The following is a 25,650-nucleotide window of genomic DNA, read 5'->3' as shown; positions in this document are numbered from 1 at the left end:
TTTCAGTGAAGTGACCTTTTTGCCACAAGCTTCACTCGGACTGCCAGAGGTAATGCCATGACCCTTCGGATCGCCATCAATGGATTTGGCCGCATCGGACGCAACGTCCTGCGCGCACTCTATACCCAAGGCTACCGCCAGGACCTGCAAGTCGTCGCCATCAACGACCTGGGCGACAGTGCGATGAATGCCCACCTGCTCAAGTACGACAGCGTGCACGGCACGTTCGACGCTCAAGTCGAATCCGACCAGGAGAGCCTGACGGTCAATGGCGACCGTATCTCGGTCAGTGCCATTCGCAACCCGGCGGAGCTGCCCTGGAAGGCCGAAGCGGTGGATGTGGTGTTCGAATGCACGGGCTTGTTCACCGACCGCGCCAAGGCAGCAGCCCACCTGAGCGCCGGCGCAAGCAAGGTGATCATCTCGGCGCCCGCCAAGGGAGCCGACGCCACGGTGGTGTACGGGGTCAACCACGACACCTTGCGCGCCTCGCACCAGATCATCTCCAATGCTTCTTGCACCACCAACTGCCTGGCGCCGATCGCCCAGGTGCTACACCGTGAGTTCGGCATCGAGCACGGGCTGATGACCACCATCCACGCTTACACCAATGACCAGGTGCTCACCGACGTCTACCACACAGACCCCTATCGCGCGCGCTCGGCCACCCAGTCGATGATCCCGAGCAAGACCGGCGCCGCCGAGGCCGTGGGCCTGGTGCTGCCGGAGCTGGCCGGAAAGCTCACGGGCATGGCGGTGCGGGTGCCGGTGATCAATGTGTCGCTGGTAGACCTGACCGTCAACCTCAAGCGCGAAGCCAGCGCCGAGGAGGTCAACCAACTGTTCCTCGAAGCCAGCCGGCACTCGCGCATCCTGGGCTACAACGCCCTGCCGCTGGTGTCCTGCGATTTCAACCATAACCCGCTGTCGTCGATCTTCGACGCCAACCACACCCGCGCCAATGGCCGGATGCTCAAGGTGATGGCCTGGTACGACAACGAATGGGGCTTCTCCAACCGCATGCTCGACAACTGCCTGGCGCTGTGCAACGCGGGTTGACCTGGCAGACCATCGCACGCTGCGCCAGCGCCTGGTGGGTTCTTTTGTAGGACCTGGCGAAGCCTGCGACGGGTCGCAACACCGCGCCACTTACCCACTCTTTACATCGATGAGGCTTGACCAAACCACAAGATGATAAGCATTATCATTTGCCTTTCGTCGGTCAGGTTTCCTCGTGAGTCAGTCCCGGTTCAACACAGTGTTCCTCACCCAGCGCCTCCCTTTGCTGCGCACGTTGCAGCGCATGGTGGGCAACCCCAGCACGGCCGAGGATCTGCTCCAGGAGACCTACCTGCGGGTCACCCGCGCCTTGGGCGAACGCCCCATCGAGCACTTGGAGCCGTTCGTGTTCCAGACTGCGCGCAACCTTGCCCTCGATCACCTGCGCGCGCGCCGCGTGCAGGCCCGCACGCTGGTTGACGATGTCCCTGACGAGGTGCTGCACAACGTCGCCGCGCCGACGAGCAGCAGCGAAGAGGCCGCTCACGCCGAGCAACTGCTCAAGCACCTGAGCGTCAGTCTCGATCAGCTCACCCCACGCCAGCAGCGCATTTTCATCCTCAGCCGACTGCATGGCGCCAGTTACCTGGAAATCGCCGAGCAGTTGAAGGTGTCCGCCAGCACCGTACAGAAAGAGCTGAAACTGATCATGGCCATCTGCGTGGGCGTCGCCGAGCGCCTGCGCTGAGCCGACCATTCGCCGGTCGGCAGCGCCCCCCACTTGCCACGCCTGCTCGCAGCCATGATCATTCGCGAAAAACCCATAGCAAGGATTTTCTGTGACAGACAGCCCTGCCCCTCGCCCGTCTCCCGACGCGCCTGATGCCCGAGCGCGTGCCATGGACGAAGCGCTGAACTGGCTGGTACGTCTGCAATGCGCCAGTGAGCAAGACACTCGGGATTTCGAAGCCTGGCTGGGCGCCGCCGCAGAGAACGCCGAAGCCTATGTCGAAGCCGAAGCCCTGTGGAACGGCGCACCGCTGCATCAGGCCGCCGTGCAATTGAACCACCGTCACCGCACCGCCTTGCGCGGTCGCCTGCGTACCCACTGGAAACCTTTGGCCACCGCCGCCGTGCTGCTGGTCGGGCTGCTTACCTTCGGCAACCTGCCCGTGCGCCTGCAGGCCGACCACTTGACCGTGGTCGGCGAACGTCAGCGCCTGCAACTGGACGACGGCGCCCAGGTATTGCTCAACACCAATTCAGCCTTCGCCAACGACCTGCGTGACGGCCGCCAGGTCGCACGTCTGTTGCAAGGCGAGGCTTACTTCCAGGTACCGGGCAACAGCCCTGCCCCGCTGGAGTTGGAAGCAGGCCCACTGCGCGCGCAGGCAAAAGACACCGACTTCGCCGTGCGTTACCTCGATGGCGAAGCGCAAGTGCGGGTGCAGCGTGGCGATATCGACTTGCAGGGCGCCCGTGACCAGCGCATCCGCCTGTCGGCCGGCGACAGCATCAGCGTCGGCCCTCAGGGGTTCGGCCAGCGCCAACGCCCGGACATGCACAAAGACCTAGCCTGGGTCGAAGGCCGTCTGGTGTTCGAGAACTGCCCGCTCAGCCAAGTGCTTGCCGAAGTGCGCCGCTACTACCCCGGTTGGATCATCAACCGCAACCCGAAGCTCGAACAGGTTGCGGTGACCGGCAACTACCGCCTGGACCAACCTCTGGAAACCCTGCGCGCCCTGGCCCACATCACCTCTGCACAAGTGCATGAGTATCCGGCGCTGGTGATCCTCAATTGACGCCCTGAAGTTTTTTTACGCGATCGCGCCTTCCCGTCCGTCTCGTTATAGCCAATGCAACTGATTCTTGTTTGAAACAAGAACGGTCACCACCTATAACAGTTCGCGCGTCAGGGAGCGCCTTCGATGTCCACAGGTCCAACTCGCCCGTCCACCCCTTCCCGCCGCATGGGGCAATTGTCCTTGCTGACCCTGGCCCTGCTCGCCAGCGGCGCCTGCAGCCTGCCTACCCTGGCCGCAGAACCGGCCAATACCAGCAACCCACGCCTGGGCGACTACCGCTTTGCCATCGAGCAGCAGCCACTGGTCTCGGCGATCAACGCGTTCAGCCAGATCACCGGCTGGCAGGTCGGGTTCAGTGCCGAATTGGCCGAGGGCGTGTCGTCACCGGGGGTACGGGGCTCGCTGCCTGCTGAAGCCGCATTGCGCCGTCTGCTGCAAGGCACCGGGCTGAGCCTGCGCAAGATCGGCAACGCCAACGTGGTATTGGAGCGCCAGCAGGCCGGCAACACCATCGCCCTGCAGCAACTGACCGTGAGCGCCACCCGCAGCGCCCAGGACGTCAGCCAGGTGCCAAGCACCGTCAGCGTGCAGACCCGCGAGCAACTGGATCGCAGGAACGTCAACGACATCAAGGAACTGGTCCGTTACGAGCCCGGCGTCTCCGTCGGCGGCGTCGGCCAGCGCAGCGGCCTGAACGGCTACAACATCCGCGGCATCGATGGCGAACGGATCCTCACCCAGGTCGACGGCGTCTCGGTTCCGGATGGTTTCTTCTACGGCCCCTATGCCCAGACCCAACGCAACTATGTCGATCCCGAGATCGTCAAGCGCGTGGAGATCCTTCGCGGCCCAGCCTCGGTGCTCTATGGCAGCAATGCCATTGGCGGCGCGGTCAGCTACTTCACCCTCGATCCGGACGACATCATCAAGCCTGGCAAGGACATGGGCGCCCGCCTCAAGACCGGCTACAGCTCGGCCGATGAAAGCTGGCTGACCTCCGCCACCGCCGCCGGCCGCCAGGGCGACTTCGACGGCCTGTTGCATCTGAGCCAGCGCAACGGTCACGAAACCGAATCCTACGGCGAGCACGGTGGCACCGGCCTTGACCGCACCAAGGCCAACCCCGAGGATGCGCGCACCACCAACGTACTGGCCAAACTTGGCTGGAACTACGCCGAGGACGCGCGAGTGGGCGTTACCTACGAGCGTTACAAGGACGATCGCGACCAGAATGTGCTCAGTGCCGTGGGTGGACCGTTCATTCCCGGCATGGGCGCTTCGAACATGTATCGTGCCCGAAGCGCCGATGACACCATCACGCGGGAACGCTTCGGCATCACTCATGAGTTCGGCCTCGACAGCCTGCTGGCCGATCACATGAAATGGAGCCTGAACTACCAGATCGCCAAGACCGATCAACGCACCGAGGAGCTGTACTTCGCCCGTGGCCGCGAAGTGCTTCGTGATCGGCAGACGACCTACAAGGACCGCCAATGGGTGCTCGATGCACAGCTCGACAAAGCGTTCACCGTTGGCGCCACCGACCATCTGCTGACCTACGGCACAACGCTCAAGCAAGAAAAAGTCACCGGTTCTCGCAGCGGTACGGGCGTCTGCCTGAATGTTGGTGGCTCCTGCACAGCCATCGGCCAGATCAGTCCCCCAGACAGCCTGGCCCGGGTCAGCGACTTCCCCGACCCGACCATCAACACCTACAGCCTGTTCGCCCAGGACGAGATCCGCTGGAACAACTGGACCTTCCTGCCGGGCGCACGCTACGACTACACCCGGCTCAAGCCGCACCTGACCGATGAGTTCCTGGCCACCCTGCCGACCTCGGGCAACACCACCGTCAGCGACAAACAGAAGAACTGGCACCGCGTTTCGCCCAAGCTGGGCGTCACCTACGCCTTCAACGACCACTACACCTGGTACGGGCAGTACGCCGAAGGCTTCCGCACGCCGACGGCCAAGGCATTGTATGGCCGCTTCGAGAACCCGGCCGGCGGCTATGTGGTCCAGCCGAATCCGAACCTTGAGCCGGAAAAGAGCAAAAGCTACGAGACCGGTCTGCGCGGCAACTTCGATGCGGGCAACTTCGATGTCGCCGTCTTCTATAACAAGTACCGCGATTTCATCAATGAAGACGCCCTGCTCAACGGCAACGACGCGCTCGACTTCCAGGCGCAGAACATCAAGCACGCCACCATCAAGGGCGCCGAGGTCAGAGGTCGTCTGAACCTGGATCGCTTTGGCGCACCGCAAGGCCTGTACACCCAAGGCTCGGTGGCCTACGCCTATGGCCGCAACGATGACACCGGCCAGCCGCTGAACAGCGTCAACCCACTCACTGGCGTGTTTGGCCTGGGGTATGAGCAGGACAGCTATGGCGGCCTGCTGAGCTGGACATTGGTCAAGCGCAAGAACCGCGTCGACGACACCACGTTCTTCTCCCCCGACGGCAGCACTTCGCGCTGGCGTACTCCCGGCTATGGCGTGCTCGACCTGAGCGGCTTCTACAAGATCACGGACGATGTGACCGTCAATGCCGGTCTGTACAACCTGACCGACAAGAAGTACTGGCAGTGGGATGACGTACGCAGCTATGCCACTGTCGGCCAGAACGGCCAGAGCGAAGCCGCCGTCACCCAGCCCGCCAACCTCGATCGCCTGACCGCGCCGGGACGCAACTTCGCCATCAATTTGATCTGGGATATCTGAGCGCCGTCGTGCGACGGCACCGCATCGCCTGCTTCGCGGCTGAAGCCGCTCCCACAGGGGCTGCGCCGGTCTCAGGATCGGCGCGGTACCAGTGGGGCCTTCACCCCTCTGCAAACACCTTTTTTACGGTCGGACCCGACCCGATTCGTCTCGTCTAGAGCCCTCATCTGCCAAGGACCTTTCCATGACCGCCACCCCCGCCCTGCGCTCGCAGCGCCTGAACCAGGTCACCCACGCACCGCACACCGAGCTGGACGCCCTGGTCAAATCCCACAAGCCATTCGACAGCCGCGAAAGCTTCGCCCGCTTCGTGGTCGCCCAGTACCTGTTCCAGTCCGAACTGCAGGCCCTGTACAACGACCCGCGACTGATCGCCATCGTGCCGGACCTGGCCCAGCGCTGCCGTGCCGAGCAGGCACGTCTGGACCTGGCCGACCTGGACACCGACGTTCCCGCCCCTTTGCCCGGCGCGTTGCAAGGGCCGAGCCTGGGCCAGGCCTTGGGCTGGATCTTCGTCTCCGAAGGCTCCAAACTGGGCGCCGCGTTCCTGATCAAGCGTGCCGTGGCTCTTGGGCTGTCCGACAGCTTCGGCGCCCGTCATCTGGGCGAGCCGGCCGGTGGTCGCGCCGAAGGCTGGAAGCAGTTCACCCGAATCCTCGATAACCTCGAGCTTTCGGCCGAGGAGGATGCCGCCGCCGAACGTGGCGCAGTGGCGGCCTTCGAGCGCTTCACCGAGCTGCTCAAGCATGCCTATGCCGCGGATGCCGCACTGGCCTGAGAGGCTTCACCCGGTCACCGCTCCGTTGGCCGGACCGTTTTTTCGCAGTGAGACCATGACCCGACCAGCCCGCTCGAAACTCGCCCGCCTGCTCTACGCAATCCTGGCCTATGTCAGCTTGGGTATTGGGCTGGTCGCGATCGTCGTACCCGGCCTGCCCACCACCGAATTCATTCTCCTGGCCGCCTGGGCAGCGACTCGCAGCTCCCCGCGTCTGAGCGCCTGGCTGGAAAACCATCGGTTGTTCGGGCCGATCCTCCATAACTGGCGCAATGGCAAGGTGATCCAGCGCCGTGCCAAGGTCAGCGCCACGCTCAGCATGCTGCTGTGCGCGGGGCTGATGCTGGCGTTCTTCGAGCATCGCTGGCCAGTATTTCTGGCCATTGGCGGCATGACCCTGGGCAATCTGTGGATCTGGTCGCGCCCGGAGCGACCTGTCCCGCCCTGCCCCTCACAAACTCAGCACCCCTGAATACAAGCCGTAGGCCGCTAGCCCCGCTCCGGCCAGCACCGCTGCGAAGATCAGCTTTTCCCAGCCAGTGAACAACGCCTTGCCTTGTTCGTGCTTGGCTCGGGCGAACAGGATCACGCCCGGCGCATAGAGCAGGGCCGAGAGCAGCAGGTACTTGAGCCCCCCGGCATACAGCAACCAGACGGCATAGAGCAGCGCCACCAGGGCGACTACCAGGTCCTTGCGACGCAACTGCGGCTGCTCGGCATAGCCTTCACCACGCAGGGTCAGCAGCACCGCGTAGGCCGCCGACCAGAAGTACGGCACCAGAATCATCGACGACGCCAGGTAGATCAGGCTGGTGTAGGTGCCCGCCGAGACCAATGTGATCAGCAGGAAGCCCTGAATCATCACATTGGTCAGCCACAGGGCGTTGGCCGGTACATGGTTGGCGTTCTCCTTGGCCAGGAAACGCGGCATGGTCTGGTCCCGCGCCGTGGCAAAGAGGATCTCGGCGCACAGCAGCGCCCAGGAAAGCAGCGCACCCAGCAGCGATATCGCCAAGCCAATGCTGATCAGCAAGGCGCCCCAGGGCCCGACGATGTGTTCCAGCACCGAAGCCAACGAGGGGTTCTGCAGATTGGCCAGCTCTGGCTGGGTCATCACCCCCAACGACAGCACATTGACCAGCACCAACAATGCCAGCACCCCGAGAAAGCCGATGACCGTGGCCTTGCCCACGTCCGAGCGATGCAGCGCCCGCCCCGAATACACACTGGCGCCCTCGATGCCGATGAACACGAACACGGTCACCAGCATCATGTTGCGCACCTGCTCCAGCACGTTGCCGAACTTGGGGTTGCTCAGCCCCCAGATGTCACGGGTGAAGATATCGGCCCGGAAGGCGAAGGCGGCAATGACGATGAAGATCAGCAGCGGCACCACCTTGGCCACGGTGGTCACCTGGTTGATGAACGCCGCTTCCTTGATGCCGCGCAGTACCAGAAAGTGCACTGCCCACAACAGCAAAGACGCACAGGCGATGGCTACCGGCGTATTGCCCTCGCCGAAGACCGGGTAGTAGAAACCCAGGGTGCTGAACAGCAACACGAAATAGCCCACATTGCCCAGCCATGCGCTGATCCAGTACCCCCAGGCCGAGGAAAAGCCCATGTACTCGCCAAAGCCGGCCTTGGCGTAGGCGTACACCCCTGAGTCCAGCTCCGGCTTGCGGTTGGCCAGGGTCTGGAACACGAACGCCAGTGCCAGCATGCCCACGGCAGTGATGCCCCAACCGATCAGCACCGCGCCCACATCGGCGCGCGCCGCCATGTTCTGCGGCAACGAAAAGATCCCACCGCCGATCATCGAGCCGACCACCAGCGCGATCAACGCACCCAGGCGTAGCTTCTGTCCCGGTTCACTCATAGGGCTCCCCTTTGGGCTGTTGTCATACGCATGAAACACCTTGTTGATTCTTATAACGGAGCGGTCAACTCATATTAGACCAAGCGATCAAGGCTAAAACCCTCATAACGAGTCGGTCTATATAGTTGGCATTAATACTGCGCGTTCCATGAGGCAGGTCAGTGACAAACATAGTTAAGACGGGGTTTTCTCGAAAATTTGCTTATTGCCCAAAAGCGGCTAGCTTGAAACCTCGCAGGCCACACGAGCTTTTGCTCTAGAAGGACACGGAGGTGCCAGCGCATAAGGCCTGCAGCATAAGCAGTCGGCACTCTCCAGGAGTCATGTGAAGGAGTTTTCCTACTTCGCATCACCATGAAACTGACCCATGTCAGCACATGGCACAGGCGTCGGATTTACTCTGAGGTCAACTTTCTCCTGGTATGGAGTTGTTAAATGTCTGATTCTCCCGGAAAACTAAAACTGGGTGCACTTGTTGCACTTGTCGTCGGTTCCATGATTGGCGGCGGGATATTTTCGTTGCCGCAAAACATGGCCGCCAGCGCCGGTGTCGGTGCTGTATTGATCGGCTGGGCCATCACGGCGGTCGGCATGTTGACCCTCGCCTTCGTGTTCCAGACGCTGGCCAATCGCAAACCGGATCTGGACGGCGGGGTGTATGCCTACGCCAAGGCAGGGTTCGGCGACTACATGGGCTTTTCCTCAGCCTGGGGCTACTGGATCAGCGCCTGGCTGGGCAACGTCGGCTACTTCGTCCTGTTGTTCAGCACCTTGGGCTATTTCTTCCCGATCTTCGGTGAGGGCAACACGCCGGCGGCCGTGATCGGCGCCTCGATCCTGCTGTGGGCGGTGCACTTTCTGGTACTGCGCGGCATCAAGGAAGCGGCGTTCATCAACCTGGTCACCACCGTGGCCAAGGTCGTGCCACTGGCGCTGTTCGCGCTGATCTGCCTGTTCGCCTTCAAGCTGGACATTTTCACCGCCGACATCTGGGGTAAAGGCTCCCCTGACTTAGGCAGCGTGATGGACCAGGTGCGCAACATGATGCTGGTCACCGTATGGGTGTTCATCGGCATCGAGGGCGCGAGCATCTTCTCCTCCCGGGCGGAAAAACGCTCCGACGTAGGTAAGGCTACCGTCATCGGTTTCATCACCGTGCTGCTGTTCCTGGTGCTGGTCAACGTACTGTCGCTGGGCGTGATGACCCAACCGGAACTGGCCAAGCTGCAGAACCCCTCGATGGCTGCCGTGCTCGAGCACGTGGTCGGGCACTGGGGCGCGGTGCTGATCAGCGTCGGGCTGATCATCTCGCTGCTCGGTGCGCTGCTGTCATGGGTGCTGCTGTGCGCCGAGATCATGTTCGCCGCGGCCAAGGACCACACCATGCCGGAGTTCCTGCGCCGCGAGAACGCCAACCATGTACCGGCCAATGCGCTGTGGCTGACCAACGCCATGGTGCAGATCTTCCTGGTCATCACCCTGTTCTCCAACAGCACCTACCTGTCGCTGATCTACCTCGCCACCTCGATGATCCTGGTGCCTTACCTGTGGTCGGCGGCCTATGCGGTGCTGCTTGCGGTACGGAGCGAAACCTACGAACAGGCCCTGGCCGAACGCCAGAAAGACCTGATCATTGGTGGCATCGCCCTGCTGTACGCCATCTGGCTGCTGTATGCCGGCGGCGTGAAATACCTGCTGCTCTCGGCCCTGCTCTATGCCCCTGGCGCGATCCTGTTCGCCAAGGCCAAGCGCGAGGTCGGCCAACCGATCTTCACCTCGGTTGAAAAACTGATCTTTGCCGCCGTCGTGGTGGGCGCCCTGGTGGCCGCCTACGGACTCTACGACGGCTTCCTGACGCTTTGATCCACGTCTTCGCATTCTTGGAGGAATGAACATGTCCACGGAAAAACAGAAGTACGGTGTCCACTCCGAAGCCGGCAAACTGCGCAAAGTGATGGTGTGCGCTCCAGGTCTTGCTCACAAGCGCCTGACCCCGAGCAACTGTGACGAGCTGCTGTTCGATGACGTGATCTGGGTCGACCAGGCCAAGCGCGACCACTTCGACTTCGTCACCAAGATGCGCGAGCGCGGCGTCGAGGTGCTGGAGATGCACAACCTGCTCACCGACATCGTGCAGAACCCCGAAGCACTGAAATGGATCCTCGACCGCAAGATCACCCCTGACACCGTCGGTGTCGGCCTGACCAACGAAGTGCGCAGCTGGCTGGAAGGCCTGGAACCGCGTCACCTGGCCGAATTCCTGATCGGCGGTGTGGCCGGCCAGGATCTGCCGGAAAGCGAAGGTGCCAGCGTGGTCAAGATGTACAACGACTACCTGGGCCATTCCAGCTTCATCCTGCCACCTCTGCCCAACACCCAATTCACCCGCGACACCACCTGCTGGATCTACGGCGGCGTGACCCTCAACCCGATGTACTGGCCAGCACGACGCCAGGAAACCCTGTTGACCACCGCCATCTACAAGTTCCACCCCGAGTTCACCAAAGCCGACTTCCAGGTCTGGTACGGCGACCCGGACAAAGACCACGGTCAGGCCACCCTCGAAGGCGGCGATGTGATGCCGATCGGCAAGGGCATCGTGTTGATCGGCATGGGCGAGCGCACCTCGCGCCAAGCCATCGGCCAACTGGCACAGAACCTGTTCGCCAAAGGTGCGGTGGAGAAAGTCATCGTCGCCGGGCTGCCTAAATCTCGCGCGGCCATGCACCTGGACACCGTGTTCAGCTTCTGCGACCGCGACCTGGTCACGGTTTTCCCGGAAGTGGTCCGCGAAATCGTGCCGTTCATCATTCGCCCGGACGAAAGCAAGCCTTACGGCATGGATGTGCGCCGCGAGAACAAGTCGTTCATCGAGGTGGTCGGCGAGCAACTGGGCGTCAAGCTGCGCGTGGTCGAGACCGGCGGCAACAGTTTCGCTGCCGAGCGCGAACAGTGGGATGACGGCAACAACGTGGTGGCGGTCGAGCCCGGCGTGGTCATCGGCTACGACCGCAACACCTACACCAATACCCTGCTGCGCAAGGCCGGAATCGAAGTCATCACCATCAGTGCCGGCGAACTGGGCCGGGGCCGTGGCGGCGGCCACTGCATGACCTGCCCGATCGTTCGCGACCCAATCGACTACTAACGACCATTTCCCCGGCCGTCCTCACAAGGCGACGGCCGGGCCGACCCGAACTCAAGGAGAACCGTCATGGCGTTCAACATTCACAACCGCAACCTGCTCAGCCTCGAACACCACACCACCCGCGAGCTGAAATACCTGCTGGACCTGTCCCGCGACCTCAAGCGCGCCAAGTACACCGGCACCGAACAACAGCACCTGAAGGGCAACAACATCGCCCTGATCTTCGAGAAGACCTCGACCCGCACCCGCTGCGCCTTCGAAGTCGCCGCCTATGACCAAGGCGCCAACGTCACCTACATCGACCCGAACTCCTCGCAGATCGGCCACAAAGAGAGCATGAAGGACACCGCTCGCGTGCTGGGCCGCATGTACGACGCCATCGAGTACCGTGGCTTCAAGCAGGAAATCGTCGAGGAGCTGGCCAAGTTCGCCGGTGTACCGGTGTTCAACGGTCTCACCGACGAGTACCACCCGACCCAGATGATCGCCGACGTGCTGACCATGCGTGAGCACAGCGACAAGCCGCTGCACGATATCAGCTATGCCTACCTGGGCGATGCCCGCAACAACATGGGCAACTCGCTGCTGCTGATCGGCGCCAAGCTTGGCATGGACGTGCGCATCGCCGCGCCCAAGGAACTGTGGCCTCATGACGATCTGGTCCAGCGCTGCAAGCAGTACGCCGAAGAAAGCGGCGCACGCATCACCCTGACCGAGGATGCCAAGGCTGCGGTCAAGGGCGTCGACTTCATCCACACCGATGTCTGGGTGTCGATGGGCGAGCCGGTCGAAGCCTGGGGCGAGCGCATCAAGCTGCTGCTGCCCTACCAGGTGAACAAGGAACTGATGAAGTCCACCGGCAACCCTCGCACCAAGTTCATGCACTGTCTGCCGGCATTCCACAACTCCGAGACCAAGGTCGGCAAGCAGATCGCCGAACAGTACCCGCACCTGGCCAACGGCATCGAAGTCACCGAGGACGTATTCGAGTCGCCAGCGTGCATCGCCTTCGAGCAGGCGGAAAACCGCATGCACACCATCAAGGCGATCCTGGTGTCGACCCTGGCTGATCTCTAACGCTATTGGCTGCAAGCTTCAAGTTCCAAGCCACAAGAAACGCGGCGCCTCACACCGACCCGCCTCTGCTTGCAGCTTGCGACTTGAAGCTTGAAGCTGACCTGAGAAGGACATTCACCATGCGTATCGTTGTTGCATTGGGCGGCAACGCCCTGCTGCGTCGCGGCGAGCCCATGACCGCTGAAAACCAGCGCGCCAATATCCGCACCGCCACCGAGCAGATCGCCAAGATCCATCCTGGCAACGAACTGGTCATCGCCCACGGCAATGGTCCGCAAGTCGGCCTGCTGTCGCTCCAGGGCCTGTCCTACAAACCCGACGAGGCTTACCCGCTGGACGTGCTGGGTGCCGAGACCGAAGGCATGATCGGCTATATGATCGAACAGGAGCTGGGCAACCTGCTGGCCTTCGAAGTGCCGTTCGCCACGCTGCTGACCCAAGTGGAAGTGGATGCCAACGACCCAGCCTTCAAGGACCCGACCAAGTTCATCGGCCCGGTCTACAGCAAGGAAGAGGCCGAGCGCCTGGCCAAGGAGAAAGGCTGGGTGGTCAAGGCCGACGGCGACAAATACCGCCGCGTAGTGGCCAGCCCCAAACCCAAGCGCATCTTCGAAATCCGCCCGATCAAGTGGCTGCTGGAAAAGAGCAGCATCGTGATCTGCGCAGGCGGCGGCGGCATCCCTACCATGTACGATGAAAACCGCAAGCTCAAAGGCATCGAAGCCGTCATCGACAAGGACCTGTGCTCGGCCTTGCTGGCCGAACAACTCGATGCCGACCTGCTGGTGATCGCCACCGACGTCAACGCCGCATACATCGACTTCAACAAGCCGACTCAGAAAGCCATTGCCCAGGCCCACCCCGACGAACTGGAACGCCTGGGCTTTGCCGCCGGCTCCATGGGGCCCAAGGTGCAAGCGGCCTGCGATTTCGCCCGCCACACCGGCAAGGTGGCGGTGATCGGCTCGCTGTCGGACATCGAGGAGATTGTCAAAGGCACCGCCGGTACCCGCGTGTCCACCGCCAAGCCGGGGATCAGCTACCGTTGAATGCAGTAGGCGGGCGTCTGACGCCCGCCGTTTTCGACCTTCCAGAGGAGCGTGTCAATGGCCCAATACCACCCCGGTCATGTCCATATCGAGCGCACCGCGCTGAACAAGAATGACCACAGCTATGACTTGAACATCGAATACGAGGCCGCGTCGGACCCCAAGGAAGGCAGAGGCATCCAGTTCCACATGCACGGCATCATCGAGGGCAAGACGGTCGAGGAAAAATTCTTCCTGGCCAAGGACCAGGTGCTGCCCAGCTTCCTCATGCAACTCTCCCGCCGGGCCCAGTCCTACCTGGCGCCGCCCAAGAAGTTCGAGAACCTGGGTTCGCCGCACAAGATCTACGACTGGATGTTCAAGGACATCCGCGAGAAGCTGGACGTGAAATCGGGCGACCCGATCAAGCCTGAACACCTGGAATGACTTCACGATCAGGGGCCGCACAGCGGCCCCGGCAATATTGGGCTTGATCGACCGACCGAGGCATACTACCGCCCTCCCCTGGCCACAGCCCCCTCAACCCCATGCGCATCCACGTCAGTTTCATCGACCGCGTCGGCATCACCCAGGAAGTCCTGGCCCTGCTCGGTGCCCGCAATCTCAACCTGGACGCCGTGGAGATGGTGCCGCCGAACGTCTACATCGATGCGCCCACCCTTAGCCCTGCCGTGCTCGAAGAGCTCCACGATGCGTTGTTCGAAGTCCAGGGCGTGCAGTCGGTGGAAGTGGTCGACATCCTTCCCGGCCAACGCCGACACCTGCAGCTCGATGCTCTACTGGCCGCCATGAGCGACCCGGTGCTGGCGGTGGACAGCGCAGGCAAGGTGCTGCTGGCCAACCCGGCGTTGATCGCCCTGTGCGGGCGCGAATCGGCCGGCCGCTCCGTGGGCGAGCTGTTCAATGACCCAGGTCTGCTGCAGGCTCTGCTGGACAACAATTTCCACCTGCCGATGCGCGAGATGCAGCTCAATGGCCAGAGCTTGCTGCTCGACGCTACACCGATCACCCATGCTGGCGGTCTGCTCACGCTTTACCCGCCGAACCGCATGGGCGAACGCCTGTCGGCCCTGCATCACGACCATGCCGAAGGGTTCGATGCCTTGCTCGGCGACTCCCCGGCGATCCGCACCCTCAAGGCCCGCGCCCTGCGCGTCGCGGCCCTGGACGCGCCACTGCTGGTGCACGGCGAGACCGGCACCGGCAAGGAGTTGGTGGCCCGTGCCTGCCATGCCATCAGCAGTCGCCATGCCGCGCCATTCCTTGCGTTGAACTGCGCGGCCCTGCCCGAGAGCTTGGCCGAAAGCGAGCTGTTCGGCTATGCCCCAGGGGCATTCACCGGGGCACAACGCGGCGGCAAGCCGGGGCTGATGGAGCTGGCCAACCAGGGCACCGTGTTCCTGGATGAGATCGGCGAAATGTCGCCTTACCTTCAGGCCAAGCTGCTGCGTTTTCTGAGTGACGGGAGCTTTCGCAGGGTCGGCGGCGACCGGGAAATCAAAGTGGACGTGCGCATCATCAGCGCCACCCACCGCGACCTGGAGCGCATGGTGGCCGAGGGAAGCTTTCGCGAGGACCTGTTCTATCGCCTCAACGTGCTGAATCTGCAGGTTCCCCCCCTGCGCGAACGTGGCCAGGACATCCTGCTGTTGGCGCATTTCTTCATGCAACAGGCCTGCACACAGATCCAGCGCCCACCCTGCCGCCTGGCCCCGGCCACACACTCGGCGCTCTTGGCCAACCCCTGGCCGGGTAACGTGCGCCAATTGCAGAACGTGATCTTCCGCGCCGCAGCCATCAGCGAACATAGCCTGGTGGACATCGACGATCTGGACATTGCCGGCACCGCCGTGGCCCGTGGCCAGGACGGCGAAGTGGCCAGCCTCGAGCAGGCCGTGCAGGCCTTCGAGCGCGATCTGCTGCAGCGGCTATACCTGAGCTATCCGTCCACCCGCCAATTGGCCAGCCGCCTGCAAACCTCCCACACCGCGATTGCCCAGCGGCTACGCAAGTACGGGATTCCAAACAAAGCATGAAGCGGGGCTCGCGCCTCGGTTCGACAGCGCCCCGCCAGCGTCGGGGTGACGCATAAAACCACAAAAATAACCGTCATAAGCCGATAACTTTCAGAATAAACCTACGTACTCGCGTAATGGCCGTCCCTAGAATGGCGCGCCCAAGTAAATATTCTTCTGAATTTACAAAGAGTACGCATCACATGCTTGAGCTCGATTTCTATGGGACACTCGTCGCCGCCTCCCTGGTGCTGCTATTAGGACGAGGCCTCGTTGCACGCATCGCTTTTCTGCGCACTTACAATATTCCCGAACCGGTCGCCGGTGGCTTGCTGGTCGCCGTGGTGTTATTGGGACTGCGCAGTTTCGATATCCAGGTCCAATTCGATACTTCACTGCAAACACCTTTGATGTTGGCATTCTTCGCCACCATCGGCTTGAGTGCGGATTTCGCCAGCCTGAAGAAAGGCGGCCGTGTCGTCGGCATCTTCCTGCTGGTGGTCACCGGATTGCTGGTGGTCCAGAACGCCATGGGCATCGGACTTGCCACGGCGCTTGGATTGGACCCGCTGATGGGCTTGCTGGCAGGTTCGATCACCTTGTCGGGCGGGCACGGCACAGGCGCTGCGTGGGGAGCCACCTTCAGCGAGAAGTTCGGTCTGGCCTCAGCGTCCGAACTGGCACTGGCCTCCGCCACGTTCGGCCTGGTGTTGGGCGGTTTGATTGGTGGTCCGGTCGCACGCTTGCTCATCGCCCGCGTCCAGACGCCGGGTGTCGAGCAAGAGACGCCCCGCTTGCCACAGGGGTTTGAACAACCCAACAAAGAGCGCCTGATCACACCCTTTTCTCTGATCGAAACCATCGCGCTGATTTCGGTCAGCTTACTGGCAGGTTCCCTATTGAATAAGTTTCTGCACGGGACCGCATTCGAACTACCGACCTTCGTGTGCGTCTTGTTCGTAGGCGTACTGCTACGAAACGGGCTTTCGATGTTTGGTTTGTATCAAGTATTCGAGCGCGAAGTTTCGGTCATGGGCAATGTCAGTTTGTCGTTGTTTCTGGCCATTGCATTGATGTCGCTGAAGTTATGGGATCTTGCGGCGCTGGCATTGCCGTTCTTCATTCTTCTGGCAGTCCAGGCATTGGTGATGGCGCTCTTTGCGATCTTCGTGACCTTCAGGGTCATGGGCCGCAACTATGATGCTGCCGTACTTGCAGCCGGCCATTGCGGTTTTGGCCTGGGCGCCACGCCAACGGCGATTGCCAATATGCAGGCTGTGACGCAACGCTATGGCCCATCGCAGATCGCGTTTCTGGTGGTGCCGATGGTGGGGGCATTCTTCATCGACATCATCAACGCCATTGTCATCAAGCTGTACTTGGCGTTGCCATTTTTTGCCGCCGTGTAACGACCAACTGAATCATCGGGACACGCGGCAGCAGCAGGACGGCCCTGGTCGCAGCGGCAATTTTTACGCTCTTTTTACACTCACCAAAAGCAGTTGAAACGATACTGGCTGCGCTTGCTGCTTGAACGGTCTATGCCGGCGTTGCGCCTCTGCGTAGCGCCAGCATGGACCGTTCAGGCGCCAGGGAAGCGCGCAGCATAGGGAAGGCACGCGCTCTCGACCCGCCCGTCCAGAGAAGTCATCCGTGAGCCAGACTGCGACCACTGCACATCAAACCCTTCCCAGCAAAACCTCAGGCGTCGGCATGCTCGTTGCCGCAGTCGGCGTGGTGTATGGCGACATCGGTACCAGCCCGTTGTACACCCTCAAAGAAGTCTTCTCAGGCCACTATGGCGTCCAGGTCAACGCAGCCGGCGTATTGGGCGTGCTGTCGTTAGTGTTCTGGTCGTTGATCTGGGTCGTCTCGATCAAATACGTGTTGTTCATCCTGCGGGCCGACAACCAGGGCGAAGGCGGCATCATGGCCCTGACGGCGCTGGCGCACCGGGCCGCGGCGCCTTATGCGCGACTGAGCCGGGTGCTGGTGTTGCTCGGCCTGTTCGGCGCTGCCTTGTTCTATGGCGACAGCATGATCACTCCAGCGATTTCCGTGCTGTCGGCGGTCGAAGGGCTGCAACTGGCCTTCGATGGCATCGAGCATTGGGTCGTGCCCGTCTCGGTGGTGGTACTGGTCGCGCTGTTCATGATCCAGCGACACGGCACAGCGCGCATCGGCATCCTCTTCGGGCCGATCATGGTGCTGTGGTTCGTGGTGCTCGGGGCGCTTGGCGTTCATGGCATCGCGCAGCGCCCCGAGGTATTGCAAGCGCTCAATCCCACTTGGGCGGTGCAGTTCTTCGTTGTCCACCCGGGCATGGGTGTCGCCATTCTGGGGGCGGTGGTACTGGCATTGACCGGCGCGGAGGCGCTCTATGCCGACATGGGGCATTTTGGCCGCAAGCCCATCGCGCGGGCCTGGTTTGTGTTGGTGTTGCCCGGGTTGGTGCTGAACTACTTCGGGCAGGGCGCGTTGATCCTGGGCAACCCAGACGCCGTGCGCAACCCGTTCTATCTGCTGGCGCCCGGCTGGGCCTTGTTGCCGATGGTCGGGCTGGCCACCCTTGCCACCATCATTGCCTCACAAGCGGTGATTTCCGGCGCCTTTTCCCTCACCCGCCAGGCGATTCAGTTGGGCTATGTACCGCGCATGTTCATCCAACACACGTCCAGCGAGGAACAGGGCCAGATCTACATTGGTATGGTGAACTGGGCACTGATGGTCGGCGTCGTACTACTGGTGATCGGCTTCGAATCCTCCAGCGCCCTGGCTGCCGCCTATGGCGTGGCCGTCACCGGCACCATGCTGATCACCACGCTGCTGTCATCGGCGGTGGTGCTGTTGCTGTGGAAGGCGCCGCGTTGGTTGGCCGTTCCCTTGTTGCTGGGCTTCTTGCTGGTCGACAGCCTGTACTTTTCCGCCAACGCGCCGAAAATCCTGCAAGGCGGAGCCTTCCCGGTCATCGCCGGGGTTGCCCTGTTCGTGCTGATGACCACCTGGAAGCGCGGCCGCCGGATCATCGTCGAGCGACTCGACGAAAGCGCACTGCCGCTCGACCTGTTCATCGCCAGCCTGCAGTTCCAGCCTCCGCATCGGGTACAAGGTACGGCGGTGTTCCTCACTGCCAGGGCCGAGGCGGTGCCCCATGCGCTGCTGCACAACCTGCTGCTGCATGAACAGGTTGTCCTGTTGACCGTCATGTCCGAAGACGAGCCGCGTGTCAGCGCCAACAAACGCTTCGAGGTCGAGGCTTTCGGCGAAGGCTTCTTCCGCGTGACCCTGCACTTTGGCTTCATGGAGGAGCCGGACGTACCGAAGGCGCTAGGCGGATGCCAACGCGACGGCCTCGATTTCGGCCCCATGCGTACCACCTACTTCCTCAGCCGCGAAACCGTCATCGCGACCAAGCGAATCGGCATGGCCCGGTGGCGTGAGTACCTGTTCGCCTTCTTGCTCAAGAATGCCAACAGCAACCTGAGATACTTCAAGTTGCCGTTGAACCGGGTGATCGAACTCGGTACGCAGGTCGAGATGTGAGGCAAGGGGCCAAAGCCTGCCAAGCCGGCCGACGACACATCGGCCGGCAACCGCTATCACGTGCGCAGCAAGTGCACCGCCAACCCTACCAATGCGCACGCCAGCAGCACTTGAATGACACCACGCTTGAAGCGAAACAGCGCGATGGCCGCAGCGATGGCGATCAGCGCAGACGGCCAATCGAATGCACCACTGAAGCCCTGCGGCCAAAGCACGTGGTAACCGAAGAACAGCGCCAGGTTGAGAATGACGCCCACCACAGCAGCCGTGATGCCGGTCAGCGGCGCTGTGAACTTGATCTCGTTGTGCGTCGATTCCACCACCGGGCCGCCGGCGAGAATGAACAAAAATGACGGCAAAAAGGTGAACCAGGTGACCAGGCTCGCCGCCACTGCTCCGGCGAGAAACGGGTGCTCAGCGCCAAACATCGGATACACATACCCGCCGATGAAGCCAACGAAAGCAACCACCATGATCAGTGGGCCTGGCGTGGTTTCCCCCAGGGCAAGCCCATCGATCATCTGGGTGGGCGTGAGCCAACCATAATGCCCGACAGCGCCCTGGTAGACGTACGGCAGCACCGCGTAGGCGCCGCCAAACGTCATCAGCGCGGCCTTGGTGAAGAACCAGCCCATCTGCGTGAGGGTTCCACTCCAGCCAAACGAGAGCGTCAGAAGCGCCATGGGCAGGGTCCAGAGCACCGCTCCGATCACAACCAGGCGCAACAGATGCTTCCACTGAAAACGTGCATGTGCGGGCGTGGGGGTATCGTCATCGATCACCGCCGGCCCATGGTTGCTCTTGGCCGCGCCATGTCCACCACCGATCACGAACGTGCTCGGCGCGAATCGCCCGCCCAGGTAGCCGATGATCCCCGCCACCAGCACGATCAGCGGGAACGGCACGTTGAGCGCGAAGATGGCCACGAATGACGCCGCAGCCATGGCCCATAGCCAGCCGTTCTTGAGCGCACGCGAGCCGATCCGGTGAGCCGCGTGCACGACGATCGCCGTCACCGCGGGCTTGATGCCGTAGAAAATCCCCGCCACCACAGGCACTTCACCGAAAGCAATGTAGACCCAAGACAAGCCGATCAGGATGAACAACGAAGGCAGCACGAACAGGGCGCCAGCGATCAACCCACCCCAAGAGCGATGCATCAGCCAACCGATGTAAGTGGCCAGTTGCTGCGCCTCGGGGCCTGGCAACAACATGCAGTAGTTCAACGCATGCAAAAAGCGCTTTTCGCTGATCCAGCGTCGCCGCTCCACCAGCTCCTGATGCATGATCGAGATCTGTCCAGCCGGCCCGCCAAAGCTGATGAACCCTAGCTTGAGCCAGAACAGGAAGGCTTCGAACCAACCGACCGGCTGCCGGGCAGCATGCGACGCCGACTGTTCGCTTACCGCGCTGGGTCTCTTGACCATAGGGTTTCCTCGTATGAGAGCGCCGTCAGACCCTCCGGCGACGTGCGGCGGGATCCGCGCGCAGCCGCGCTCGAGGCGATCATCGAGGCTTCTGAATTGTCGCGTTACATTAATCCGGACCGGACAAAAATCAACAGGATAGCCGCGATCGGAAACAGGACACCGCCGCAACCGTATCGATTTCGATACGACGTATTGAAATCGATACACGGCGCGTTGACACCGTCTACGCAACGGTTTGATCCGACAAGGCTTTTCAATCGTCGCTGCTGCGTAGCGATTTCATTACAGGCAGATGACCTAAGCGCACGCACATTCGGACTCACCCCCTGATTTACAAGGCCTGGAGTGACTTGGCCGCATTATTGCTACGGGAATTACAACCAAGAGCGCGGAACCACCGTGCCCACTTCCCTGCTTCGCGAGGATCCCCCATGAGCGAGTTGCGTTTCACCGAAGATCACGAATGGCTGCGCGTCGAAGCTGACGGCAGCGTCACCGTGGGCATCACCGCCTACGCCCAGAATGCCCTCGGCGATGTGGTTTTCGTGCAACTGCCGGAACTGCAGCACTACGACAAAGGCGCAGAAGCCTCCACCGTGGAATCGGTGAAAGCCGCCAGCGGCGTCTACATGCCATTGTCCGGCGAAGTGGTCGCAGTCAACGACCAGCTCGACGCAAGCCCTGAACTGGTCAACGAAGACCCGATGGGCGAAGGCTGGTTCTTCCGTTTCATCCCCGCCGATGCCAGCGCCATCAGTGGCCTGCTCGACCAAGGCGCCTATGACCGCCTGCTCAACGCCAACGACGACGCCTGAGGACCTGCCATGACCATCAACCTCGGCACCGCCAATGAATTCATCGCTCGCCACATCGGCCCACGCAGCGCCGATGAGCAGGCCATGCTCGCCGCCCTGGGCTTCGAGTCGCTGCAAGCCATGACCGCTGCGGTCATCCCTGACAGCATCAAAGGCACCAGCGTGCTCGGCGGCCACGACGGCCAGAGCGAGGCCGATGCCCTCGCCGACCTCAAAGCCATCGCCGGCAAGAACCAACTGTTCAAGAACTACATCGGCCAGGGCTACTACAACACCCATACCCCGGCACCGATCCTGCGCAACCTGCTGGAAAACCCGGCCTGGTACACCGCCTACACCCCCTACCAGCCAGAGATCTCCCAAGGCCGCCTGGAAGCGCTGCTCAATTTCCAGACCTTGATCAGTGACCTGACCGGTCTGCCGATCGCCAACGCCTCGCTGCTCGATGAAGCCACCGCCGCCGCCGAAGCCATGACCTTCTGCAAGCGCCTGTCGAAGAACAAGACCGGCCATGCCTTCTTCGCTTCCAGCCATTGCCATCCACAGACCCTCGACGTGCTGCGCACCCGTGCTGAACCGCTGGGTATCGAAGTGGTGGTTGGCGACGAACGTGAACTGACCGATGTCAGCAGCTTCTTCGGCGCTCTGCTGCAATACCCAGCCAGCAATGGCGACGTATTCGACTACCGCGAGCTGGTACAGCGCTTCCATGGCGCCAACGCCCTGGTGGCCGTGGCCGCCGACCTGCTGGCCCTGACCCTGCTCACGCCGCCCGGTGAATTCGACGCCGACGTCGCCATCGGCAGCGCCCAGCGCTTCGGTGTGCCGCTGGGCTTCGGTGGCCCGCACGCGGCGTACTTCGCTACCCGCGACGCCTTCAAGCGCGACATGCCAGGCCGTCTGGTGGGCGTTTCGATCGACCGTTTCGGCAAGACAGCCCTGCGTCTGGCCATGCAGACCCGCGAACAGCACATCCGCCGCGAAAAGGCCACCAGCAACATCTGCACCGCCCAGGTGCTGCTGGCCAACATCGCCAGCATGTTCGCTGTGTACCACGGCCCGGCTGGCCTCAAGCGCATTGCCGAACGCACCCACGCCCTGACCGCGATCCTGGCCGCCGGGTTCGAGCAGTTGGGCGTCAAGGTCGTCACCCGCGCCTACTTCGACACCCTGACCCTGGCCACCGGTGATGCCACCGCCCGCCTGCATGAACTGGCCCGCGCCCAGCGCATCAACCTGCGCCAGATCGATGCCGCCCATCTGGGCCTGTCTCTGGACGAAACCAGCACCCAGGCCGACGTCGAGACCCTGTGGCGCCTGTTCGCCGAAGGCAAGGCAGTACCGGCGTTCGACAGCTTGGCCGCCACCACTGCCTCGCGCCTGCCGGCCGCACTGCTGCGCCAGTCGGCGATCCTCGAGCATCCGGTGTTCAACCGCTACCACAGCGAGACCGAACTGATGCGCTACCTGCGCCGCCTGGCCGACAAGGACCTGGCGCTGGACCGCAGCATGATCCCGCTGGGCTCGTGCACCATGAAGCTCAACGCCGCCAGCGAAATGATCCCGGTGACCTGGGCGGAATTCGGCAACCTGCACCCGTTCGCGCCTGCCGAGCAGAGCCAGGGCTATCTGCAGATGACCACCGAGCTGGAAGCCATGCTCTGCGCCGCCACCGGCTATGACGCCGTGTCGCTGCAGCCGAACGCCGGTTCCCAAGGCGAGTACGCAGGCCTGCTGGCGATCCGCGCCTATCACCGCAGCCGCGGCGAAGGCCATCGCGACATCTGCCTGATCCCCTCCTCGGCCCACGGCACCAACCCTGCCACCGCCCACATGGCTGGCATGCGCGTGGTGGTCACCGCCTGTGACGCCCGCGGCAACGTCGATGTCGAGGACCTGCGCGCCAAGGCCATCGAACACCGTGACCGCCTCGCCGCGATCATGATCACCTACCCGTCGACCCACGGCGTGTTCGAGGAAGCGATCGGCGAGATCTGCGCGATCATCCACGACAACGGCGGCCAGGTGTACATCGACGGCGCCAACATGAACGCCATGGTCGGCCTGTGCGCCCCCGGCAAGTTCGGCGGCGACGTCTCGCACCTGAACCTGCACAAGACCTTCTGCATCCCTCACGGTGGTGGCGGCCCGGGCGTCGGCCCGATCGGTGTCAAGTCGCACCTGGCGCCGTTCCTGCCGGGCCATGCGACGCTGGAGAACACCGAAGGCGCGGTCTGCGCCGCACCGTTCGGCAGCGCCAGCATCCTGCCGATCACCTGGATGTATATCCGCATGATGGGCGGCGCGGGCCTCAAACGCGCCTCGCAGATGGCGATCCTCAATGCCAACTACATCGCCCGCCGCCTGGAAGAGCACTATCCTGTCCTCTATACCGGCGGCAATGGCCTGGTCGCCCATGAATGCATCCTGGACCTTCGCCCGCTCAAGGACACCAGCGGCATCAGTGTCGACGACGTGGCCAAGCGCCTGATCGACTTCGGCTTCCACGCCCCGACCATGTCCTTCCCGGTGGCCGGCACCCTGATGATCGAACCGACCGAAAGTGAGTCCAAGGAAGAACTGGACCGTTTCTGTGACGCAATGATCCAGATCCGTGAGGAAATCCGCGCGGTCGAGAACGGCACTCTGGACAAGGACGACAACCCGCTGAAGAACGCCCCGCACACCGCGGCGGAGCTGGTCGGCGAGTGGGCCCACGGTTACAGCCGTGAGCAGGCGGTGTACCCGCTGCCGAGCCTGGTGGAGGCCAAGTACTGGCCGCCGGTGGGTCGGGTCGACAACGTGTTCGGCGACCGTAATCTGGTCTGCGCGTGCCCGTCGATCGAGAGCTACCAGGACGCCTGATAGCCCTTGCGCCACCTGACTTGGGTGGCGGCCTGTGGGCGCGGGGTTATCCGCACATGCGAGGGTGGCTTAACCGCCGCGTTCGCGGGTAAACCTGCTCCCACAGAGCTCACCGTCCGCCCAATCAATCTGGCAGGAGGTCACCATGTCTTTGAGCGTTTTCGACCTGTTCAAGATCGGCATCGGCCCCTCCAGCTCCCACACGGTCGGCCCCATGCGGGCGGCCGCACGCTTTGCCGAAGGGCTACGCCGTGATGGCCTGTTGGCACAGACCGACAGCATCAAGGCCGAGCTGTATGGCTCGCTGGGAGCTACCGGCAAGGGCCATGGCAGCGACAAGGCTGTCCTGTTGGGCCTTGAAGGCGAGCATCCAGACACCATCGACACCGAATCGATTCCCGCGCGACTGCAGGCGATCCGCGACAGCGGCCGGCTGCGCCTGCTGGGTGAGCACGAGATCGGCTTCGTCGAAAAACAGCACCTGGCGATGATCCGCAAACCCCTGCCCTACCACCCCAACGGCATGATCTTCCGCGCCTTCGATGAAGCCGGATTGCAAATCCGTAGCCGGGAGTACTACTCGGTGGGTGGTGGTTTCGTGGTCGACGAGGACGCTGCCGGTCACGACCGGATCGTCGAGGACAGCACCGTGCTGCCCTACCCGTTCCGCACGGCCAAGGAACTGCTCGCCCACTGCAGCGAGCAGCACCTGTCGATCAGCCAGGTGATGCTGGCCAACGAAGCGGCCTGGCGCCCGGAGGGCCAGACGCGCGCACGCCTGTTGCATATCTGGCAGGTCATGCAGGACTGCGTCGAGGCGGGTTGCCGTCATGAGGGCATCCTACCCGGTGGGCTGAAGGTCAAGCGACGGGCTCCGGCGTTGTACCGCCAGCTCAGCCGGCATCCCGAGGCGAACCTGCGCGACGCCTTGTCGGTGCTCGACTGGGTCAACCTCTATGCGCTGGCGGTCAATGAAGAAAACGCCTACGGCGGACGGGTGGTCACGGCGCCCACCAACGGTGCGGCTGGCATCGTCCCTGCGGTCCTTCACTACTACATGCGCTTCGTGCCCGGCGCCAGCGAGGACGGGGTGGTGCGGTTTCTGCTCACCGCCGCCGCCATCGGCATCCTTTACAAGGAAAACGCCTCGATCTCCGGCGCCGAAGTCGGCTGCCAAGGGGAAGTCGGCGTGGCTTGCTCCATGGCCGCCGGTGCACTGTGCGAGGTCATGGGGGGCACCCCGCAGCAAGTCGAGAACGCTGCCGAAATCGGCATGGAACACAACCTGGGCCTGACCTGCGATCCGATCGGCGGACTGGTCCAGGTGCCCTGCATCGAGCGCAACGCCATGGGCTCGGTCAAGGCGATCAATGCGGTACGCATGGCCTTGCGTGGCGATGGGCAACATTACGTGTCGCTCGACAAGGTCATCCGCACCATGCGCCAGACCGGCGCAGACATGAAAAGCAAATACAAGGAGACCGCCCGCGGTGGTCTGGCCGTCAACATCATCGAATGTTGACCCG

At 62.5% G+C, this 25,650-nt stretch carries 19 protein-coding genes; 17 read left to right on the top strand and 2 right to left on the bottom strand.

Annotated elements, in window-relative coordinates; genetic code table 11:
* The first annotated feature begins 57 nt into the window (after nt 1-57).
* The 6 genes from gap to AB1N67_RS04920 all read left to right on the top strand — a co-directional run bounded on the left by gap (nt 58) and on the right by AB1N67_RS04920 (nt 6,775).
* The gene (gene gap, locus AB1N67_RS04945; protein WP_090346664.1) at nt 58-1,059 is read left to right on the top strand and encodes a type I glyceraldehyde-3-phosphate dehydrogenase; all 1,002 of its coding nucleotides are present in this window, start codon (nt 58-60) and stop codon (nt 1,057-1,059) included.
* A gap of 175 nt (nt 1,060-1,234) precedes the next feature.
* Nucleotides 1,235-1,747 (top strand): RNA polymerase sigma factor, encoded by a 513-nt coding sequence (locus AB1N67_RS04940; protein ID WP_043210672.1) that lies wholly within the window; start codon nt 1,235-1,237, stop codon nt 1,745-1,747.
* Between the two features lie 91 nt (nt 1,748-1,838).
* Nucleotides 1,839-2,801, top strand: coding sequence for a FecR domain-containing protein (locus AB1N67_RS04935; protein ID WP_367863575.1), 963 nt, complete (start codon nt 1,839-1,841; stop codon nt 2,799-2,801).
* A 126-nt stretch (nt 2,802-2,927) separates the two neighbouring features.
* The gene (locus tag AB1N67_RS04930; RefSeq protein WP_367863574.1) at nt 2,928-5,525 is read left to right on the top strand and encodes a TonB-dependent receptor; all 2,598 of its coding nucleotides are present in this window, start codon (nt 2,928-2,930) and stop codon (nt 5,523-5,525) included.
* A 184-nt stretch (nt 5,526-5,709) separates the two neighbouring features.
* A complete protein-coding gene (locus tag AB1N67_RS04925; RefSeq protein WP_043210679.1) occupies nt 5,710-6,303 on the top strand; it encodes a biliverdin-producing heme oxygenase in 594 nt (197 codons plus the stop codon).
* Nucleotides 6,304-6,358: 55 nt separating this feature from the next.
* The gene (locus tag AB1N67_RS04920; RefSeq protein ID WP_090346650.1) at nt 6,359-6,775 is read left to right on the top strand and encodes a YbaN family protein; all 417 of its coding nucleotides are present in this window, start codon (nt 6,359-6,361) and stop codon (nt 6,773-6,775) included.
* On the opposite strand, the gene arcD (AB1N67_RS04915) is transcribed toward AB1N67_RS04920, so the two are convergent.
* Nucleotides 6,755-8,182, bottom strand: coding sequence for an arginine-ornithine antiporter (gene arcD, locus AB1N67_RS04915; RefSeq protein ID WP_090346647.1), 1,428 nt, complete (start codon nt 8,180-8,182; stop codon nt 6,755-6,757). The genes AB1N67_RS04920 and arcD (AB1N67_RS04915) overlap by 21 nt on opposite strands.
* Before the next feature lie 435 nt (nt 8,183-8,617).
* On the opposite strand from arcD (AB1N67_RS04915), the gene arcD (AB1N67_RS04910) reads away from it, so the two are divergent.
* From arcD (AB1N67_RS04910) to AB1N67_RS04875, 8 genes are all read left to right on the top strand, one after another.
* Nucleotides 8,618-10,045, top strand: a complete 1,428-nt coding sequence (gene arcD / locus AB1N67_RS04910; RefSeq protein ID WP_043210686.1) for an arginine-ornithine antiporter — start codon at nt 8,618-8,620, stop codon at nt 10,043-10,045.
* 31 nt (nt 10,046-10,076) lie between these two features.
* Entirely contained in the window at nt 10,077-11,330 is a 1,254-nt protein-coding gene (arcA, locus tag AB1N67_RS04905) for an arginine deiminase (RefSeq protein ID WP_043210687.1), read from the top strand.
* A 66-nt stretch (nt 11,331-11,396) separates the two neighbouring features.
* Nucleotides 11,397-12,407, top strand: a complete 1,011-nt coding sequence (locus AB1N67_RS04900; RefSeq protein ID WP_043210689.1) for an ornithine carbamoyltransferase — start codon at nt 11,397-11,399, stop codon at nt 12,405-12,407.
* Between the two features lie 119 nt (nt 12,408-12,526).
* Nucleotides 12,527-13,456, top strand: a complete 930-nt coding sequence (gene arcC / locus AB1N67_RS04895) for a carbamate kinase (protein WP_043210691.1) — start codon at nt 12,527-12,529, stop codon at nt 13,454-13,456.
* Between the two features lie 57 nt (nt 13,457-13,513).
* On the top strand, nt 13,514-13,882 hold the full coding sequence (locus AB1N67_RS04890; RefSeq protein WP_070574787.1) for a DUF5064 family protein: 369 nt from the start codon (nt 13,514-13,516) through the stop codon (nt 13,880-13,882).
* Nucleotides 13,883-13,983: 101 nt separating this feature from the next.
* Nucleotides 13,984-15,492: a sigma-54-dependent transcriptional regulator gene (locus tag AB1N67_RS04885; RefSeq protein ID WP_043210693.1), complete on the top strand. Its 1,509-nt coding sequence runs from the start codon at nt 13,984-13,986 to the stop codon at nt 15,490-15,492.
* A 182-nt stretch (nt 15,493-15,674) separates the two neighbouring features.
* Nucleotides 15,675-16,880: a sodium/glutamate symporter gene (gltS, locus tag AB1N67_RS04880; RefSeq protein WP_043210694.1), complete on the top strand. Its 1,206-nt coding sequence runs from the start codon at nt 15,675-15,677 to the stop codon at nt 16,878-16,880.
* Nucleotides 16,881-17,184: 304 nt separating this feature from the next.
* Entirely contained in the window at nt 17,185-19,014 is a 1,830-nt protein-coding gene (locus AB1N67_RS04875; RefSeq protein ID WP_367863573.1) for a potassium transporter Kup, read from the top strand.
* A gap of 56 nt (nt 19,015-19,070) precedes the next feature.
* Here the strand turns inward: AB1N67_RS04875 and chrA are convergent, their stop codons facing one another.
* Nucleotides 19,071-20,441: a chromate efflux transporter gene (chrA, locus tag AB1N67_RS04870; protein WP_043210698.1), complete on the bottom strand. Its 1,371-nt coding sequence runs from the start codon at nt 20,439-20,441 to the stop codon at nt 19,071-19,073.
* A gap of 434 nt (nt 20,442-20,875) precedes the next feature.
* Here chrA and gcvH point away from each other — a divergent pair, with 434 nt between their 5' ends.
* The 3 genes from gcvH to AB1N67_RS04855 all read left to right on the top strand — a co-directional run bounded on the left by gcvH (nt 20,876) and on the right by AB1N67_RS04855 (nt 25,646).
* Nucleotides 20,876-21,259: a glycine cleavage system protein GcvH gene (gene gcvH / locus AB1N67_RS04865; protein WP_250034505.1), complete on the top strand. Its 384-nt coding sequence runs from the start codon at nt 20,876-20,878 to the stop codon at nt 21,257-21,259.
* Between the two features lie 9 nt (nt 21,260-21,268).
* A complete protein-coding gene (gene gcvP, locus AB1N67_RS04860) occupies nt 21,269-24,124 on the top strand; it encodes an aminomethyl-transferring glycine dehydrogenase (RefSeq protein WP_367863572.1) in 2,856 nt (951 codons plus the stop codon).
* Nucleotides 24,125-24,269: 145 nt separating this feature from the next.
* Nucleotides 24,270-25,646, top strand: coding sequence for an L-serine ammonia-lyase (locus AB1N67_RS04855; protein WP_043210706.1), 1,377 nt, complete (start codon nt 24,270-24,272; stop codon nt 25,644-25,646).
* The last annotated feature ends 4 nt before the right edge of the window (nt 25,647-25,650 follow it).

This window comes from Pseudomonas guariconensis, from assembly GCF_040822035.1.
GTDB classification, from domain to species: domain Bacteria; phylum Pseudomonadota; class Gammaproteobacteria; order Pseudomonadales; family Pseudomonadaceae; genus Aquipseudomonas; species Aquipseudomonas guariconensis.
This window is presented reverse-complemented; position numbering and strand designations above follow the sequence as displayed.

Excerpts from the sequence above, each read along its gene's own strand:
- gap (WP_090346664.1), top strand. The coding sequence starts at position 58 with ATGACCCTTCGGATCGCCATCAATGGATTTGGCCGCATCGGACGCAAC.
- AB1N67_RS04930 (WP_367863574.1), top strand. The coding sequence starts at position 2,928 with ATGTCCACAGGTCCAACTCGCCCGTCCACCCCTTCCCGCCGCATGGGG.
- AB1N67_RS04925 (WP_043210679.1), top strand. The coding sequence starts at position 5,710 with ATGACCGCCACCCCCGCCCTGCGCTCGCAGCGCCTGAACCAGGTCACC.
- AB1N67_RS04920 (WP_090346650.1), top strand. The coding sequence starts at position 6,359 with ATGACCCGACCAGCCCGCTCGAAACTCGCCCGCCTGCTCTACGCAATC.
- arcD (WP_090346647.1), bottom strand. The coding sequence starts at position 8,182 with ATGAGTGAACCGGGACAGAAGCTACGCCTGGGTGCGTTGATCGCGCTG.
- arcD (WP_043210686.1), top strand. The coding sequence starts at position 8,618 with ATGTCTGATTCTCCCGGAAAACTAAAACTGGGTGCACTTGTTGCACTT.
- arcA (WP_043210687.1), top strand. The coding sequence starts at position 10,077 with ATGTCCACGGAAAAACAGAAGTACGGTGTCCACTCCGAAGCCGGCAAA.
- AB1N67_RS04900 (WP_043210689.1), top strand. The coding sequence starts at position 11,397 with ATGGCGTTCAACATTCACAACCGCAACCTGCTCAGCCTCGAACACCAC.
- arcC (WP_043210691.1), top strand. The coding sequence starts at position 12,527 with ATGCGTATCGTTGTTGCATTGGGCGGCAACGCCCTGCTGCGTCGCGGC.
- AB1N67_RS04890 (WP_070574787.1), top strand. The coding sequence starts at position 13,514 with ATGGCCCAATACCACCCCGGTCATGTCCATATCGAGCGCACCGCGCTG.
- AB1N67_RS04885 (WP_043210693.1), top strand. The coding sequence starts at position 13,984 with ATGCGCATCCACGTCAGTTTCATCGACCGCGTCGGCATCACCCAGGAA.
- gltS (WP_043210694.1), top strand. The coding sequence starts at position 15,675 with ATGCTTGAGCTCGATTTCTATGGGACACTCGTCGCCGCCTCCCTGGTG.
- AB1N67_RS04875 (WP_367863573.1), top strand. The coding sequence starts at position 17,185 with ATGCTCGTTGCCGCAGTCGGCGTGGTGTATGGCGACATCGGTACCAGC.
- chrA (WP_043210698.1), bottom strand. The coding sequence starts at position 20,441 with ATGGTCAAGAGACCCAGCGCGGTAAGCGAACAGTCGGCGTCGCATGCT.
- gcvH (WP_250034505.1), top strand. The coding sequence starts at position 20,876 with ATGAGCGAGTTGCGTTTCACCGAAGATCACGAATGGCTGCGCGTCGAA.
- gcvP (WP_367863572.1), top strand. The coding sequence starts at position 21,269 with ATGACCATCAACCTCGGCACCGCCAATGAATTCATCGCTCGCCACATC.
- AB1N67_RS04855 (WP_043210706.1), top strand. The coding sequence starts at position 24,270 with ATGTCTTTGAGCGTTTTCGACCTGTTCAAGATCGGCATCGGCCCCTCC.